Raw genomic sequence first — 16395 nt, 5'->3', positions numbered from 1 at the left:
CTTGACAGGTCGTATTTCCGGCTCTACGCTCGTTCGGTGTTGCGACGGGGTCGCATGATTGCCCCTCGCACAAAGGTGCCCGTCGAGTGCTGGAACACCCGACGGGCTGATCGAACGCATCCGGATCCTGCTGAGGAACCCGTCCCGTACGCTGCGCGCATGGGGTACGTCCGACCGCCGAGTAGCTTAGCGGGCGTGCTTCACGGCGTGCAACTGGAGTTCATGCCGTGATACCCCTGTTCCGCCCCCTTCGCCGCACCGCCTGGTGTGGCGCCGGCCCACTCGGCGCCCTCCTGCTTTCGGCGTCCATCTGCACCGCGCAGTCGCAACAGCCCGCATCGACCGCGCAGGACGCGCAGGATGCCAAGCCCGACGCGACGTCCGCCCCGCAACCCGACAAGCCACCGCAATTCTTCAACGACGTGACGGTGACCGCGACGATGAGTCCAGCGGTCGTGAAGGACGTGCCGGGCACCGTGTCGGTGATCGACGCCGACGCCATCGCGCGCGGGCTGATCGAGAACACGGCAGACCTCGTCAAGTTCGAGCCGGGCGTCTACATCGAGTCGAACCTCACGCGCATCGGCCTGAACGGCTTCAATATCCGCGGCATCGGCGGCAATCGCGTGATGACGCAGATCGACGGCATCGAGACCACCGAGCAGTTCGACTTCGGGCCGTTCAACGTCCACCAGTTCGGGCTCGACCTCGACACGCTCAAGTCCGCGGAGATCGTCCGCAGCGCGGGGTCGTCGATGTACGGCAGCGACGCGCTCGGCGGCGTGGTGTCCTTCTTCACGAAGGATCCCGCCGACTACCTCGCAGGCCAGCGCCTGCACCTCGGCGCGAAGGTCCTGTACGACGGCCGCGCGAAGGACACGAGCGGCAACCTCGTTGTCGCCGGCGGCAGCCGGCGCGTGCAGGCGTCGCTCTTCAGCAGCTACGCGTCCGGGCACGAACCGCGCAATCGCGGCAGCGTCGCGTCGCAGGACGCCACGCGCACCAGGCTCAACCCGCAGGATCGCGACGGCGCGCAGGCGCTCGGCAAGGTCGTGGCGACATTCGGCGACGGCAACCAGCTTCGGGCGTCAGTGGAGGTGGTGGACACGCGCGTGGAGACACTCGCCTACTCCCTGCGAACCGCCGCCGTCCCGAACACCGAGTCGACCGACGAGATGCGTCGGCAGCGCTATTCCGTGGATCAGGCGCTGACCGACCGCTTCGGGCTGAACACGTTCAGCTGGAGTCTCTACGCGCAGACGAGCGACACCAACCAGGTCGTCGACGAGTTCCGTCTCGCCGCCGGACCCACGCCGGCGATGAACCGCAGCGCGACGCTCGACTACACGCAGGACTCGTTCGGCGGCACGCTGCAGGGCCGCAAGGCACTCACGCCGGGCGGACGTCCGTTGCTCGTCACGTTCGGTGGCGCGTACAAACACCACACGTTCGACACACTCCGCGATCGCCTGGACCTCAACGCCGCCACCGGCGCCGTGATCCCCGTCACGAACCTGATCCTTCCGACCAAGTACTTCCCGAAGAGCGACGTGGGCGAGACGGGCGCGTACGTGCAGGGCGAGGTGCGCTTCGGTCGCCTCACGGTGCTGCCGGGCGTGCGCTACGACAGGTTCACGCTCGACGCCGACGCCAATGACCCCGTGTTCATCGCGAGCCTGAGCCCCGCGGCGGCCGACTTCTCCGACGACCGTGTCTCCACGCGCCTCGGCGCCTCGGTCAAGGTCTCGGAGGCCATCACCGCGTACGCGCAGTACGCGGGCGGATTCCGCGCGCCGCCGTACAGCGCGGTGAACAGCGGCTTCACGAACCTGGCCGGCGGCTACACCTCGCAGCCGAACCCGAACCTTCGGGCCGAGACGAGCGACAGCTTCGAGGTGGGCGCCCGCGCGACTGCCGGACGGGTGAGCGTCGGCGTGGCGGTCTTCTCCAACCACTACGACGACTTCATCCAGCAGGAATCGCTCGGCGTCAACCCCGTGACGCGCCTGCTCGAGTACCAGTACCAGAACGTCTCGAAGGTGCGCATCGAAGGCGTCGAGTTGAAGGGCGACGCGCAAATCACGCGCACGCTGCGCGCGAGGGCCGCGTACGCGCGCATCAACGGGAACGACGTGTCGGCGAGCACGAAGGTGCCGCTGTCCACGATTCCTCCGGATCAGGCGACGCTCGGACTCCAGTACGGCGACATGCGCAGCCGATGGGGCGGCGACCTCACGCTGCGGCTCGTCGGTGCGCAGGATCAGGCCAACGCCGGCACCGGGCTGTACGCGCCCGAGGCCTATCAGGTCCTCGACCTGTCTGGCTGGTTCTCGCTCGGACGCTCGGTGACGCTGCGCGCGGCGGTACTGAACGCGGCAAACCAACGGTACTTCGAGTGGATGAACGTCCGCGGCCGCAGCGCCACGGACGTGACGATCGATCGGTACTCCAGCCCCGGCCGCACCGGCATGGTGGCGCTTTCCTATGGGTGGTGACCTGTGATCACGTCGTTGAGGATGGCCGGCCGCGCGCCGGCCCGGGTTGCGATGGCCGTGTTGGCGTTCGCCGGCGGTATCGCCGGGATGACCAGCCGCGCGCACGCACAGACCGCGCCTGCCGAACTCGCACCCGTGGCGCAGGCAGGCACGATGCCGCAGCCGGCGTCGAGCTTCGGCGCCGCGCTGGCCGACGGCTGGATCTACGTGTACGGCGGGCACATCGTACCGACGCACTCGTACTCGGTGGACGCGGTGTCAGGGAAGTTCGCGCGCCGCAGGGTCGCCGATGGCTCGGCATGGGAGTCGCTGCCATCGGGCCCCGCCGTCCAGGGCATGAACATCGTCGCGCACGGCGGGCGCGTGTATCGCGTCGGCGGGATGGAGCCGCGCAATCGCGCGGGCCAGCCCGCCGACAACTGGTCGCTCGACACCGTTGCGCGATTCGATCCGGCGCGTGGCACATGGGAAGCCCTGCCGCCGCTGCCCGCGCCCCGGTCGTCGCACGATGTCGTCGTGTCCGGCAACCGGCTCGTCGTGGTCGGTGGCTGGAACATGCGTGGTGTCGGGCAGGAGTCGTTGTGGCCAGACACGATGGAAGTGCTCGACCTCTCCGCGCCGACGCTCGCGTGGAAGAGCGTGCCGCAGCCGTTCAAGCGGCGCGCGCTCGTCGCCGCGGCCGATGCGCAGCGCATCTACGTGGTCGGCGGCTTCGATGATGCCAACGCGATCGACAAGGGCCTGGCCATCTACGACGTCGCGACGGGTACGTGGTCGGAGGGACCGATGCTGCCCGGCGGACAGCGCAGCGGCTTCGGCCCTGCGGCCGTGATGGTCGACGGCCGCCTGTACGTGAGTATCGACGATGGCGGTCTCCATCGTCTCGACCGCGCGGGCAAGGCATGGGAGCCCGTCGCGAAGGCCACACCGCGCATCGTCCATCGACTGGTGAGCGACGGCTCACGCATCTTCATCCTCGGCGGCGCATCGCGCGGCGGCAACTCGGACCTCATCGAAGCCGTCGCCGTGAAGCCGTAGCGAGCGCGCCTGCCGCCCCCGGCGTGGCAGGCGCGAAGGCGAGGTCGACGGGCGGCTCACTCACCGCGCCTGGCGGCCTCGCATGTGCGCCTCGATTTCCTCGATCGAACGGGGCACGGTGGCCGAAAGGCGCGTGAGGCCCGTATCGGTGAGCAGGAACGAGTCCTCGATCCGGATCCCGATCTGCGCGTACTTGCGCACGGCAGGCAGCACAGCGGTCTTGAACGCGCGGTTCTCCGGCGAGTCTGGCAGTTCGTCGAGCGCCTGCGGACGGATGTAGAGGCCAGGCTCCACCACGAACGTCATCCCCGCGGCGAGCGGACGCTGGTAGTCGCCCACGTCGTGCACGTCGATGCCGATCCAGTGACAGATGCCGTGCGTGTACCACGTGCGGAACTGATCGCCGCTCGCATCGGTGATCAACCCGAGCCTCAGCAGGCCCGCCTTCACCACCTCTTCCGCCGCACGCTCGACGTCGGCCGTCGTCTGCCCGATGCGCGCGGCGGCGATGCCGGCAGCCTGCGCATCGAGCACCAGGCGATAGATGTCCTTCTGCGCCTCCGTGAACGTACCGTCGACGGGATACGTGCGCGTGATGTCGATCGTGTAGCCGTCGTAGTTGGCCGCCGCGTCGACGAGAAGCAGGTCGCCCGGCTCCATCTTCCGGCTCGACGCGTTGTAGTGGAGGATCGTCGCGTTCGGGCCGCTGCCAACGATCGACGGATACCCCGGATTCATCGCGCCGTTGGCGAGGTAGACGTGCTCGATGGCGGCCTCGACCTCGTACTCGAAGCGGCCTGGCCGCGCGGCAAGCATGCCGGCCCTGTGGGCGTCGCTCGAGATGGCGCCGCTCCTGGTCATCACCTCCTGCTCGTACGGCGTCTTCACATGCCGCAGGTCCGCGATGATCGGCGCGGTGTCGACGAACCCCACGTTGAGGAAGCGATCGCGTACCTGTGTCGCGAACGTGTACGGCTCGGTGAGCGACGCCGACGGCGCGGGCCGCGGCCCGAACGGGAGCGCCAGGGTCGCGCGGTTGGCGGCGACCGCCTCGAAGAACGTGTCGAAGTCCGTGGTGGTCTCGCCACGCCGCAGTCCGTACGCGCGCCTGTTGAAGAGCGCGGTGACGAACGGTTCGAAAGCGTCGACGTAGTACACCGTCGCGATGCCGCTCTGCGCCGTCGCTTCCTCGCGCGTGAGGATGTGGCCTTCACGATGCTCGCGCCGCGGATCCGGCTGCCGGACAAACAGCACCTCGCGACGCGTCTTCGCGCCGGGCACCAGCACGAGAATCGTGTCTGGCTGCGTGATGCCGGTGAGATACAGCAGGTTGCTGTCCTGCCGGTACTCGTAGTCGACGTCCAGCGAGTACACGCGCGCCGGCGCGCTCCAGACGATGGCGAGCGCGTCGGGCCCGAGCCGCTCCATCAGCCGCGCCCGTCGCGCCGCGAGATCGTCCTGCAGCGGGCCAGCCATCGCCAGCATCGGCAGCAGCACGACTCCGCACGCGGCGAACAGGAGACGGACCAGGAGTCGAGTCATCGATGTCCTCACAGGCTTTCTAGCTTGGGGGTCGCGGGCGGCGGGTGGGTGGGGTCCATGGGCCGGCGGCGCGCTGGGTGGCGACGTCATCGGCGCTGACCGCCGGCGCGTGGTTGCCGAAGTTCTGGCGCAGGTACGTGAGCAACTGCGCGACCTGCTCGTCGGTCAGGAAGGCGTTGGCGGGCATCACGCCGTCGAACGACTTGCCCTCCACCTCGATCGGTCCCTGCAGGCCGTGCAGCACGATCGAGATGAGCCGCTGCGGACTGCCCGACACCCAGCGCGTGCTCGCGAGCGACGGAAACCGCGATCCGTCTCCTCTGCCGTCGCCCTGATGACATGCGACGCAATAGGTCTGGTAGATCTTCGCGCCCGCCGCCGTCGTCTCGCCGCCGAGGATATCCTTCTGCTCGTCGGGGTTGCGGATGTGCTGCTGCTGGACCTTGCGCACTGCCATCTTCGCCAGCTGCGTCTGCCCGAACGACGCGCGCGAACCGGCGAACGTGATCTTCCAGATCTTCCCCTTCACGCTCTCGCTCACGTAGATGGCTCCGTCGGGTCCCTGCGCGAGCCCTACGGGCCGCGCCGCGGCGTCGCTCGTGTTGGGAATCGGATCGATGCCCGAGAACCCGTCAGCGAACACTTCCCACTCTCCGGACGGCACGCCATCGCGCATCGGCACGAACGCGACGATGTAGCCGGCCTGCGAGTAGGGCATCCGGATCGTGGATCCGTGGAACGCGATGAACGCGCCGTGCCGGTACCGCTCGGGAAACATGTCGCCGTCGTAGAACAGCAGGTCGTTCGGGGCGAAGTGTCCGGGGAACCCGATGAGCGGCTTTGTGAGCGTCGCACCGTCGCCTTCCTTCTTCCCGTCGCCCCCGTACTCCGGATTGAGCAGCTTCTTCCCCTGCATCCAGTCGAAGTAGTAGTACGGCCACCCGCCATCGAATCCTTCGGTCACCCGGAAGAACTCCTCGGAGGGGAGCACGGCACTGTGCCAGCGCGTGTAGTACTGCGACCACGATCGATAGAGATCGTCGCGTCCGTGCTGCAGCGCGTAGAGATCGTGCACGTGCCGATTCCAGGACATGCCGACGATGCTGCGGATACCGGTGGCGTAGCGGCGTCCATCCTTCTCGGTCTGGCCCGTGCGACGCGCGTCGAACTGCCACACTCCGCCGTGCCATTCCAGCTGGCCGCAGGGCATCGCACCCGGTGCCCCCGGTTCGCGGTTGCGGTCCTGGCACGCGTCGCCGGGCGCCCCGAACGGCAGGTACAGGTGGCCGGTCTCATCGAACGCAATCGGCTTGGCGATGTGTTCGTACGACCGGACCTGCTCGCGGTAGTTGTGCTTGATCACCAGTTCGACGGGCGTGTCGGGAACCAGCCGCCCGGGCACGAGCTTCTGGCGATACACCTCGCCGGCCGTCGTGAAGTAGATGTAGCCCTCGTAGAGACGCATCGCGGTGCCGTAGTCGCCGCGATCCTCGTACGCCCCGAAGTACTCGACCTGGTCGGCCCGCCCGTCGCCTCCCGTGTCCTGCAGTCCGACCACGCCCTTGAAGTCCGCGGGAGCCTGCCCCTGCACGGGCCCGCGCAGCTTCACGTACACGGCACCGTCATCGGTCACCGCGAGATGACGCGCCCGCCCCACGCCGTCGTGGAACACGGTGGCGGCAAAGCCATCGGGCAGGAACAGCCCGCCGTTGCGGGGGATGTCGGGTGGTTGGGTGGCGGGACGACAACCGAACGCCGCAACAGCCAGCAACGAGACGAGGGCACCACGGATGGCAGACACTGGCCGAGACTTGTACACAAACTCTCGACACCTGTCGAGAGCGCGCCACCCGTAGCACAATCGTGCGCATGCGCTTCATGCCGCACCGCCTCGTCACGACGGTTCTCCCCGCCTGCGTCGTCGTCATCACCGCAGCGCCGCTCGCGGCACAGGACGGACGGGTCGCGGCATCACCACCGCCGGTGGCAGCGGCCGGGCGTGACGTTGCCGTCGATCGTTTCGTCGATCGCGTCTGGATCGTGGCGCCCGGCAGCGGCGTGCCGGAGGGCACGCGCTACATCTTCCTGTCCGACAACACGCTGCTGATTGCCGCCGCCAACGGCACCACGGCGACGGGGACGTGGGCCGAGGACCTGGGCGGTCTGGTCATCACCGAGAAGGGACCAGCGTCCTCCCGCGGTTCGGGCGCAACGGGCGGTTCGTCGAAAGTGGAGGTGCTCTCGCTCACGGCCGACTCGTTCCGGTTGCGCATCGCAGGCCCCAGGGGGCCCACGGAGATCTCGCTCAGGCCCGCCATCACTCCCCCGGCAGCGCCGGCCACGACGGCCGTCGACCCGACGGCTGCCGGTGCGGCGACGGCACCGCCGCGCGCCTCGGTGCCGGCACCATCCGTCGCCCCACTCGGCTCGCCGTACCGGTGCGGCGCCGATGCCTTTCGTGTGGCGTTCGAGAACAACAAGGCGTACGTGACGTGGCCCGACGGCTCGGTGCTCGTTCTCGACGAAACGAAGGTGCCTGATGCACCGGCGTCGCGGCGCACGTACTCCGATGGCGAGTACCGCGTGGTCGAGGACACGAGCGAGGTGTACACGCGCGTGCTCTTCGCGCGCCCGGGATTCCGTCCGCGTCCCTGCACGCCGGCCCGCTGACTTACCTTCCCTCGGCCCTGTTCTTCATGGCTGCGAGCGTGGCGCGGACACCCGCGACGCCGCCACTCGTGACCTTGCGCTTCACGACGCCGCCGAAGATGCCCGTGAGGCCATCGGCGCGCGCGAGGCTGAGCATGATCAGGTAGTGCGCGCGGCCCGGCTGCTCGGGATCGTCGAGGAGCACGCGCACGTCGAGCGCGGCGTGGAAGTAGTGGCTCGCGTACAGCTGCTTGGTCGTGATGGCGTACTGCAGTCCGGACGATGTGCCCGTCGGATGGATGACCGTGTGGTTCAGGCGCAGGACGGGCTTCAGGCCGAACTCGGCCAGCGACCAGTAGAAGAAGTCGTCCACCGACGCCGGCCGTCCTGCCGGGTAGGCCAGGAGGTAGCGCGACACCTCGGGCAGTGTGGACGTGAGCACCGACGACCGCCTGACCATGTCGTCGATCTCCTTCGCGATGTCGATCGGATCCGGCGTGTCGACGTAGACGGCCAGGGCCTTGTTGCCGTCGGCCTTGTACTGCTCCACGTAGGACACGGCCATGCGTCGTGCGAACCCGTTGACCTGCTCGGCGGCGTTGGGCGCGCGCCAGTCCACGCGTGCCAGATCGTCGAAGGCGCCCCGCCCCAGCTTCACGGCACAGCGTCCCGGACGGCACGACCGGAGATCCTCGATGTCGCCGTCGGGCAGGCGCAGCGTCGCCACGTCGGCAAGCGACGGGGGCGACGAGAACTTGTGCGTCGCCAGAAACCCCTTGCCACGCTCCAGCCGTTCGATGTCACGCACCATCGCCACCATCCGCGACGCGGGCGCCGCGATGCGAACCGCCCCCACGACGGCAACCTCGCGAGCGACGCTCGATGCCATCGACGCGACCACGGGCTGACCGCTCCGCGCCGCGGCGATCTGGGCGTCGGTGAACGTGAACTCGCGCGAGAGCAGGCGCCGGACCTCTTCGGGCACCGGCGACTGCGTCGACGCGGCAACGCCGGCCGCCACGGTCGCGGCAAGACACGCGACAAACAGTCGGTATGCGCGCACGTCAGCCCTCCGGTTCGCTCAGGAGTCGCGTTCGCGCTTCACGCAGCGTCACCAACTGCGCCTCCGACACGCGGCGGGGCTTCAGGCCCAGGCCACCGATCGCGTTGGTCAGGATGGCCGAGACCAGCGCGCGCGACACCCACTTGTTGTCCGAGGGAATCACCCACCATGGGGCCCACGGCGTACTCGTCTGCGTGAGCGTGTCCTCGAACGCGTGCTGGTACTCGTCCCAGACCGCGCGCTCGCGCAGGTCCGCCATCTCGAATTTCCAGTGCTTGTCCGGGTTGTCCAGCCGCTCCATGAAGCGCTTCTTCTGCTCCTTCTTCGAAATGTGCAGGAAGAACTTCAGGATGAGCGTTCCGTTGCGCGTGAGGTGCCGTTCGAAACCGTTGATGTCTTCGTAGCGCTCGGCCCAGAACGTCCTGTCGCGCGGACCGGGCGGCAGCCGCTGGCGCTCCAGCACTTCCGGGTGTACGCGCACCACGAGCGTCTCTTCGTAGTAGGAACGGTTGAAGATGCCGATCCGGCCGCGCTCGGGCAGCGCGCGCCAATAGCGCCACAGGAAGTCGTGATCGAGCTCCTCCTCCGACGGGCGCTTGAAGCTGAACACCTGGCAACCCTGCGGGTTCAGGCCCGACATCACGTGCTTGATCATGCCGTCCTTGCCCGCCGCGTCGATCGCCTGCAGCACGACCAGCACGGAGTACACATCGTTGGACGCGAGCCGGTCCTGCGCCTCGTTCAGCCTCACGAGGTTCTGCTCGACGAACGCGCGGGCCGTGGCCTTGAGTTCGTCGTGCTCGAGGCGCTTCAGATCCGCATCGCCGGCCCACGCCGGATCGTGCTTCTTCAGTCGCAGGCGCGACCCCGGCTCCACGCGGAACAGGCGGCTCGCCTCCTTCATCGTCAGCATGCGTGCGATGGTAGCAGCGGATCGTGCGCCGGACGCACGGGTTCAAATCCGTTCGCTCCATCCGCGTAGCTGCCGGACTTCATCCGGCAGTCAGTGATGCTCGTCCGCCGGATGGAATCCGGCGGCTACCTGCGAGTGGCGTTTCGGTTGCCCGCTGCCGGTTACCGGGCTACTTCCCCGACAGGACGTCGCGGACGCGGGCGGCCAGCGCGGTCGGACTGAACGGCTTGGTGATGAGCGCGTCATCGGCCGACAGCAGGCCGCGTTCGGTGACCACGTCGCTGGCGTAGCCGGACATGAACAGGACGCGCAGCGCCGGATCCAGCCCGCGCAACTGCGTCGCGAGCTCGCGTCCGTTCATGCCGGGCATGACGATGTCGGCCAGGAGGAGGTCGACGCGCGCATCAGGCTCCTGCATCGCGCGGATCGCGCGCTCGGGCGTGCTCGCGTGCAGCACCGTATACCCGAACGACTCCAGCGTGCGCCGCACGAGCTCGAGCACGGCAGGCTCGTCCTCCACCAGCAGGATGCGCTCCGAACCGTCGATGGCACCAGCCGGCGCCCCGGCCGGCGCCATCGACGCCGCGGCGGCGGCCGCGCCGGACGCGCGCGGCAGCAGGACGAGGAACGTCGTGCCGCCTTCGCCCGTGCGCTCCACTTCGACATGACCACCGGCCTGTTCCACGGCGCCGACGATGCTCGCCGTGCCGAGCCCGGTGTGACGCGACGGCGAATCGCTCGCAAAGAACGGCTCGAAGACGTGCGGCAGCGCCGACTCGGGGATTCCCGCTCCCGTGTCGCTCACGCGCAACGCCACGTACTCGCCCGCGCGCAATCCGCCGTGCGACGTGGCGTCTGGACCCGTGAGCGATACGTTACGCAACGAGAGGTCGACCGCTCCACTCCCGCGGATCGCCCCGCACGCGTTCGTGACCAGGTCGATGATCATCCTGTCGAAGGGTGCCGGATCGATCAGCACGGGCCAGATGTCGGGTCCCAGCGAGAACCCCAGTCTGATCTCGTCGCCCGCCAGCCGCTGCAGCGTGCGCGCGAGCGCGGCGATCGCGTGCGCCGGATCCAGTACGAGCGGGTGCACGACGTCGCGCCGCGCGAACGTGAGGAGTTGCTGCGTGATGCCGGCGCCGCGCGTGGCGGCGTCGAGGATGGCCTCGACGTCTTCACGCAGTGGATCGCTCGGCGGCAGTTGCCCCAGCAGCAGATGCGCGTGACCGACCACCACGGTGAGCAGGTCGTTGAAGTCGTGCGCGATGCCGCCAGCCAGCCGTCCCGCCGACTCGAAGCGCTGGTGCCGTTGACGCGCCTCGCTGGTCGCGCGCGCGACGGCGCGCGCCTTTTCCTCGGTGACATCCTCCGACACGCGGACGAAGTGCATGACAGTGCCACGCGCGCCGAACACGGGCAGGATCACCGCACGCTCGAAGAACGGTGAGCCGTCGCGGCGCCTGTGCTCGAACTCGCCGCGCCACGACTGGCCGGTCAGCAGCGCGGCGCGAATCTCGAAGGCCTGGCCGGCGTCTGTGTGACGCGTGCGCAGTACGGCATGCGTCTGCCCACGCACGTCGCCCGTCGAATACCCGGTGACTTCCTCGAAGCGCCTGTTCACGAACTCGATGCGCCCGTACGTGTCGGTCACGCTCACGAGCGACGGGACGTGATCGAGCACGCGCAACAGGCCGTTCAACGAGTGCACCTCGTCGATCAACTCGAGATTGCGACGCTCCAGCGCCGCGATCAGCGCCTCGTTGTAGAGGCGCCACGACTCGGTCTCGCCGAGCCCCCCGTCGCCGGGCGCGCGCGGCGCCGCATCGTCCTCCCGCAGTGCGTCGGTGACGGCGCGGATGATCTCCTCGGCGGCCATCGACTTGACGACGAACCGCGAGGCGCCGAGGCGCGTCGCCCGCGCGACGTCCTCCGCCGTCGTGTGCGTGCTCGTGTAGAAGACGAACGGCGCGCGAGCGAAAAGCGGTTCGGATCGCGTGGCGCGGCACAACGCGAAGCCGTCCATCTGCGGCATCAGGATGTCCGAGACGACGAGATCGGGCGGGTGCTGTCGCGCTCGCTCGAGCGCATCGAGGCCGTTGGCGGCCTCGGTGACCACATGGCCCTCCGCCTGCAGCCACGTCCGCAGGCGCGTGCGGCTCTCCACTTCATCGTCGACGATCAGGACACAGGACATGGCGACTGACGGCACGAGCCGACTCAGCCATTGTGACCAGTTCCCGCAGCAAATCAAGCGTCTGTTGATGCGTCGTAACTATTTGACTTTATTGGAGTTGAACGAATTTCGTAAGTGCTCGTCGCGCGTACCTCCGATGCCGCTCCGGCGCAGGACAAATGTCGCCACACCGAAGGTCTTGTGCAGGCACGACATGGCGCTCGTCCCGACAGTCGTCGATTACAGATCTGTTCAGGGCGACAGGCGAGGCAGAGCGTCACTTGCCCCTATACTGGGCGGTCATGAGTGCTGCGTCATCGCCCAAGAAGATCGTGCTCGCCTATTCCGGCGGCCTCGACACGTCCGTCATCCTGCCGTGGCTCAAGTCGCGGTATCCCGGCGTCAAGCTCTACGCCTTCGCCGCCGAGCTCGGTCAGGGGGATGAGCTGAAAGCCATCGAGACGAAGGCGCGCCAGAGCGGCGCCGACGCCGTCCTCGTCAAGGATCTGCGCAAGGAATTCGCCGAAGAGTATTGCTTCCCGATGCTGCGCGCCCACGCCACGTACGAGCAGGACTACCTGCTCGGCACGAGTATCGCGCGTCCGCTCATCGCGAAGCACCAGGTGCTGTACGCACAGAAGGTGGGTGCCGACGCCGTCGGGCATGGTGCGACGGGCAAGGGCAACGATCAGGTCCGCTTCGAACTCACCTATCAGGCGCTCGATCCGACGCTGAAGATCGTCTCGCCCTGGAAGGATCAGCAGTTCCTCGACGATGGGCTCACCGATCGCGAGACGGCCATCGACTACGCGCGCAAGCACGGCATCCCGATCGCCCAGACCAAGAAGAAGATCTACTCGCAGGATCGCAACCTGTGGCACATCAGCCACGAGGGTGCCGAGATCGAGGATCCCGCCTCGGAGCCCAACGACCGCGTGTACGCGATCTCGGTGCCGCCGTCCAGGGCCCCCAATCGCGCCGAGTACGTCACCATCGACTTCGAGGCCGGCGTGCCTGTCGCCGTCAACAAGAAGCGGTTCCAGGGCAAGGGACACGCCCTCATCGCCCTGCTGAACGAGATCGGCGGACGTCATGGCGTGGGCCAGGTGACGCTGGTGGAGAACCGGCTCGTGGGGATGAAGAGCCGCGGCGTCTACGAGACCCCGGGTGGCACGATTCTCTACGAGGCCCACAAGGCGCTCGAACAGATCTGCCTCGAACGCGAGCTCTATCACGAGAAGCAGCGCATCGCCCTGAAGTACGGCGAACTGGTGTACTACGGCCAGTGGTTCCATCCGCTGCGCGAGGCCCTGCAGGCGTTCGTGGACCATGCCAACCAGGTCGTCACCGGCCAGGTGCGCGTGAAGCTGTACAAGGGCCGCGCCACGGCCGTGAGCGCCACGTCGCCGCAGTCGCTCTACGACACGAGCCTGGCGAGCTTCGCCATGGCCGACTACGACATCACGGCCGCCCGCGGGTTCATCGACCTGTTCGGCCTGCCGATGAAAGTCAGGGGCCTCCGCCAGCAGTCGCGGTAAAGCCGCGGGCAATCCGGCCGATGTCTGCGGAGGACGACCACAGTCGCTCCGCAGACGCCTCGTGCCCGCCGACTCCCTTTCTTCCGACCGTGTCCCTCTGGCACTCCCCGCCGCGAAGCTGGCGGTGTACCTGCGGCGCATGCACACGACGTGGCGGCGCTGGGTCCCGGCCACGATCACGGTGGTCCTCGCCGCGTGCACCATCGCCTTTGCCACGGCCCTCGGTTCGCAGCAGGCCAGCCACGTGGACGGACTGCCGATCCTGGTCCTGGTCCCCGGCCTGCTGCTGGCGGGCGTGGCGGGGCTGGCGACGCGCGTCTACGCCACCAGTCGCGAACACGCAGAGGCCCTGACCACGAGCAACGCCTCGCTGCAGGCATCGCTCAAGGCGCTGGCGATGGTGCGCGACCAGTTGATGGCGTCGGAGGTGCAGTTTCGCGGCCTGTTCCTGACCTCGCCGCTCGGTCTGATGCTCTCGCGTGCGGACCGCGCCATCGAGCACGTCAACCCCGCGCTCCTGGCGATGCTCGGCTACTCCTCCGAGGAACTCTCGTCGATGGAGCCGGGCGATCTGTTGCTCGACAAGGACGTGCTGCGCGCGCAGCGCGACGAGATGAAGGCGCGCGGATCGTTCGGTCCGCTCCGGACGCACCTGCTCGCGCGCGACGGCACGGAACTGCCGGTCCTGCTCACGGGCACGCTGATGCGCGACGCCAGCGGCGCGCCGATGGTGTGGTCCTTCGTGCAGGACAACACCGTCGAAGCCGTGGCCGAAGCCGACCGGGGACGCTACCTCGCGGAACTGGAGACACACGCCGTGGAACTGGCGGAGGCGCGCGATACGGCGCTGGCCGCCACCGCCGCCAAGAGCGGCTTCCTCGCGACGATGAGTCACGAGATCCGGACGCCGATGAACGGCATCATCGGCATGACGGGCCTGCTGCTCGACACGCCGCTCGGCGCCGAGCAACGCGAATACGGCGAGGCCGTCAGGGCGTCGGCCGAGCACCTGCTGACGATCGTCAACGACATCCTCGACTTCTCGAAGGTCGAGGCGGGCAAGCTCGCGCTGGAGACCGTCGACTTCGACATGCGCGCGATGGTCGAGGACGCCCTCGATCTCGTGGCCGAGAGCGCGAGGAAGAAGGGCCTCGAGTGCGGCTGCTTCGCGGCGCCGGACGTGCCGCAGATGGTCAAGGGCGATCCGGGCCGCATCAGGCAGGTGCTGCTGAACCTGCTCGGCAACGCCGTGAAGTTCACCGCCCACGGGTCGGTGAGCGTCCACGTCTCGGTGGACGAGACAGTGGGCTTCCCGTCCAGGATCCGGTTCGAAGTGACAGACACGGGCGTCGGCGTCCCCACGCACGTGCAGCAGCGATTGTTCCAGCCGTTCACGCAGGCCGATGCATCGACCACGCGCAAGTACGGCGGCACCGGCCTCGGCCTTGCGATCAGCCGGCACCTGGCTGAAGCGATGGGTGGAGAGGTCGGCATCCGCAGCGTGCCCGGCCATGGCAGCACGTTCTGGTTCACGGTGCGCGTGGAGCACGTGGGGGGCAACGGCGACGAGGTGACGACCGCGCAACTGCGCGGCAGGCGCGCGCTCTGCGTCGACGACCACGAAATCAGTCTCCACGTATTCCGCTGCCTGCTCACGGCCTGGGGCGTGGACGTGACGTGCGTCTCGACGCCCCAGGGTGCGATGGCGGCCCTCGATGCGGCCGACGCCACGGGACAGGGGTTCGACTTCGCGATCGTCGATCAGCAGATGCCCGGCATCGACGGCTACACGCTGGGCGGCCTGGTGCGCGCGCGCGCGACGACAGGGGCGCTCCCCCTGCTGCTGTCGTCGTCTGTCGTGACGCCGGGCGCACTCGACGAAGCGCTCGCCCACGGCTTCAACGGCCTGGTGACCAAGCCGGTGCGCAAGCGGTACCTCCTGCAGGCCCTCACGCGCGCCCTGTCCCTGCAGTCGGCGCCCGTGTCGCCGGGTGCGGGTGCCGCCGCGGCCGCATCAGGCACGACGAGCACGACGGAACGCGCCGGGGCGGCGGTCAGGCGCCTGCGCCTCCTGCTGGCCGAGGACAACGCCGTGAACCAGCGCGTGGCCGTGCGCATGCTGGAGAAACTCGGACATCGCGTCGACGCCGTGACCAACGGCCTCGAGGTGGTCGAGGCGCTCGGGCGGCTGCCGTACGACATCGTGCTGATGGACTGCCAGATGCCCGAGTGCGATGGATACCAGGCCACCGCGCTCATCCGCGAGCGTGAGGAGCGCGGCGCGGCGCGCACGCTGATCGTGGCGCTCACGGCCAACGCCATGGAAGGCGACAGGCAGCGCTGCATCGACGCGGGCATGGACGACTACCTGCCCAAGCCCCTGCGTTTCGACGACCTGCGCGCGATGCTCGAACGCTACGGGCGCCGGATGGACGGCGCCGGACCGGGCGCGTCAACGGCTCCCACCGTCGACGCGCTGGTGCACTGATTTACGCCTTCTTCGAGATCTGCATCCCGTAGAACGACCTGTAGACGAAGTACACCGACACGACGAGGAACGCTGCCGTGAGCGCGAGCGTGGCCGGCGTGTGTGCGTAGTCGGCGCCCTTCATGCTCACCGCCAGTTCGACCGCCAGCAGGCCGAACAACGTGGTGAACTTGATCACGGGGTTCATCGCGACAGACGAGGTGTCCTTGAACGGATCGCCGACGGTGTCGCCCACCACCGTCGCGTCGTGCAGCGGCGTGCCCTTCGCCTTGAGTTCGGTCTCCACGATCTTCTTGGCGTTGTCCCACGCCCCACCGGCGTTGGCCATGAAGATCGCCTGGTACAGCCCGAAGAGCGCAATCGACACGAGATAGCCGATGAAGAAGAACGGCTCGTAGAACGCGAACGCGAGCGTGCCGAAGAACACGCCGAGGAAGATGTTGAACATCCCCTTCTGCGCGTACTGCTTGCAGATCCCCACGACCTTCCGGCT

General features: G+C 68.2%; 11 protein-coding genes. 5 read left to right on the top strand and 6 right to left on the bottom strand.

The window, feature by feature from the left end; translation table 11 throughout:
• Positions 1–227: 227 nt before the first annotated feature.
• Together IT182_04455 and IT182_04450 are read left to right on the top strand one after the other, a co-directional pair.
• The gene (locus tag IT182_04455) at positions 228–2495 is read left to right on the top strand and encodes a TonB-dependent hemoglobin/transferrin/lactoferrin family receptor (GenBank protein ID MCC6162585.1); all 2268 of its coding nucleotides are present in this window, start codon (positions 228–230) and stop codon (positions 2493–2495) included.
• 3 nt (positions 2496–2498) lie between these two features.
• On the top strand, positions 2499–3533 hold the full coding sequence (locus IT182_04450) for a hypothetical protein (protein ID MCC6162584.1): 1035 nt from the start codon (positions 2499–2501) through the stop codon (positions 3531–3533).
• A 60-nt stretch (positions 3534–3593) separates the two neighbouring features.
• Here the strand turns inward: IT182_04450 and IT182_04445 are convergent, their stop codons facing one another.
• Together IT182_04445 and IT182_04440 are read right to left on the bottom strand one after the other, a co-directional pair.
• Entirely contained in the window at positions 3594–5075 is a 1482-nt protein-coding gene (locus tag IT182_04445; protein MCC6162583.1) for an aminopeptidase P N-terminal domain-containing protein, read from the bottom strand.
• A gap of 19 nt (positions 5076–5094) precedes the next feature.
• Positions 5095–6894, bottom strand: a complete 1800-nt coding sequence (locus IT182_04440; protein ID MCC6162582.1) for a c-type cytochrome — start codon at positions 6892–6894, stop codon at positions 5095–5097.
• A 50-nt stretch (positions 6895–6944) separates the two neighbouring features.
• Between IT182_04440 and IT182_04435 the strand changes: the two genes are divergently transcribed.
• A complete protein-coding gene (locus tag IT182_04435; GenBank protein MCC6162581.1) occupies positions 6945–7745 on the top strand; it encodes a hypothetical protein in 801 nt (266 codons plus the stop codon).
• Between the two features lies 1 nt (position 7746).
• Here IT182_04435 and IT182_04430 read toward each other — a convergent pair whose 3' ends face one another.
• The 3 genes from IT182_04430 to IT182_04420 form a co-directional block, all read right to left on the bottom strand.
• The gene (locus IT182_04430; GenBank protein ID MCC6162580.1) at positions 7747–8787 is read right to left on the bottom strand and encodes a hypothetical protein; all 1041 of its coding nucleotides are present in this window, start codon (positions 8785–8787) and stop codon (positions 7747–7749) included.
• A gap of 1 nt (position 8788) precedes the next feature.
• Positions 8789–9691, bottom strand: coding sequence for a polyphosphate kinase 2 family protein (locus IT182_04425; protein MCC6162579.1), 903 nt, complete (start codon positions 9689–9691; stop codon positions 8789–8791).
• Between the two features lie 178 nt (positions 9692–9869).
• The gene (locus tag IT182_04420) at positions 9870–11897 is read right to left on the bottom strand and encodes a response regulator (protein ID MCC6162578.1); all 2028 of its coding nucleotides are present in this window, start codon (positions 11895–11897) and stop codon (positions 9870–9872) included.
• A gap of 281 nt (positions 11898–12178) precedes the next feature.
• Between IT182_04420 and IT182_04415 the strand changes: the two genes are divergently transcribed.
• On the top strand, positions 12179–13414 hold the full coding sequence (locus IT182_04415) for an argininosuccinate synthase (GenBank protein MCC6162577.1): 1236 nt from the start codon (positions 12179–12181) through the stop codon (positions 13412–13414).
• A gap of 139 nt (positions 13415–13553) precedes the next feature.
• Positions 13554–15902, top strand: a complete 2349-nt coding sequence (locus IT182_04410; protein ID MCC6162576.1) for a response regulator — start codon at positions 13554–13556, stop codon at positions 15900–15902.
• A gap of 1 nt (position 15903) precedes the next feature.
• Here the strand turns inward: IT182_04410 and IT182_04405 are convergent.
• The coding region (locus IT182_04405; protein ID MCC6162575.1) for a sodium/proton-translocating pyrophosphatase at positions 15904–16395 on the bottom strand (492 nt) is incomplete at its 5' end.

The sequence above is a fragment of the Acidobacteriota bacterium genome (assembly GCA_020845575.1).
Taxonomy (GTDB): domain Bacteria; phylum Acidobacteriota; class Vicinamibacteria; order Vicinamibacterales; family Vicinamibacteraceae; genus Luteitalea.
The sequence above is the reverse complement of the archived record's forward strand: the minus strand, read 5'-3'. Positions and strand labels throughout refer to the sequence as shown.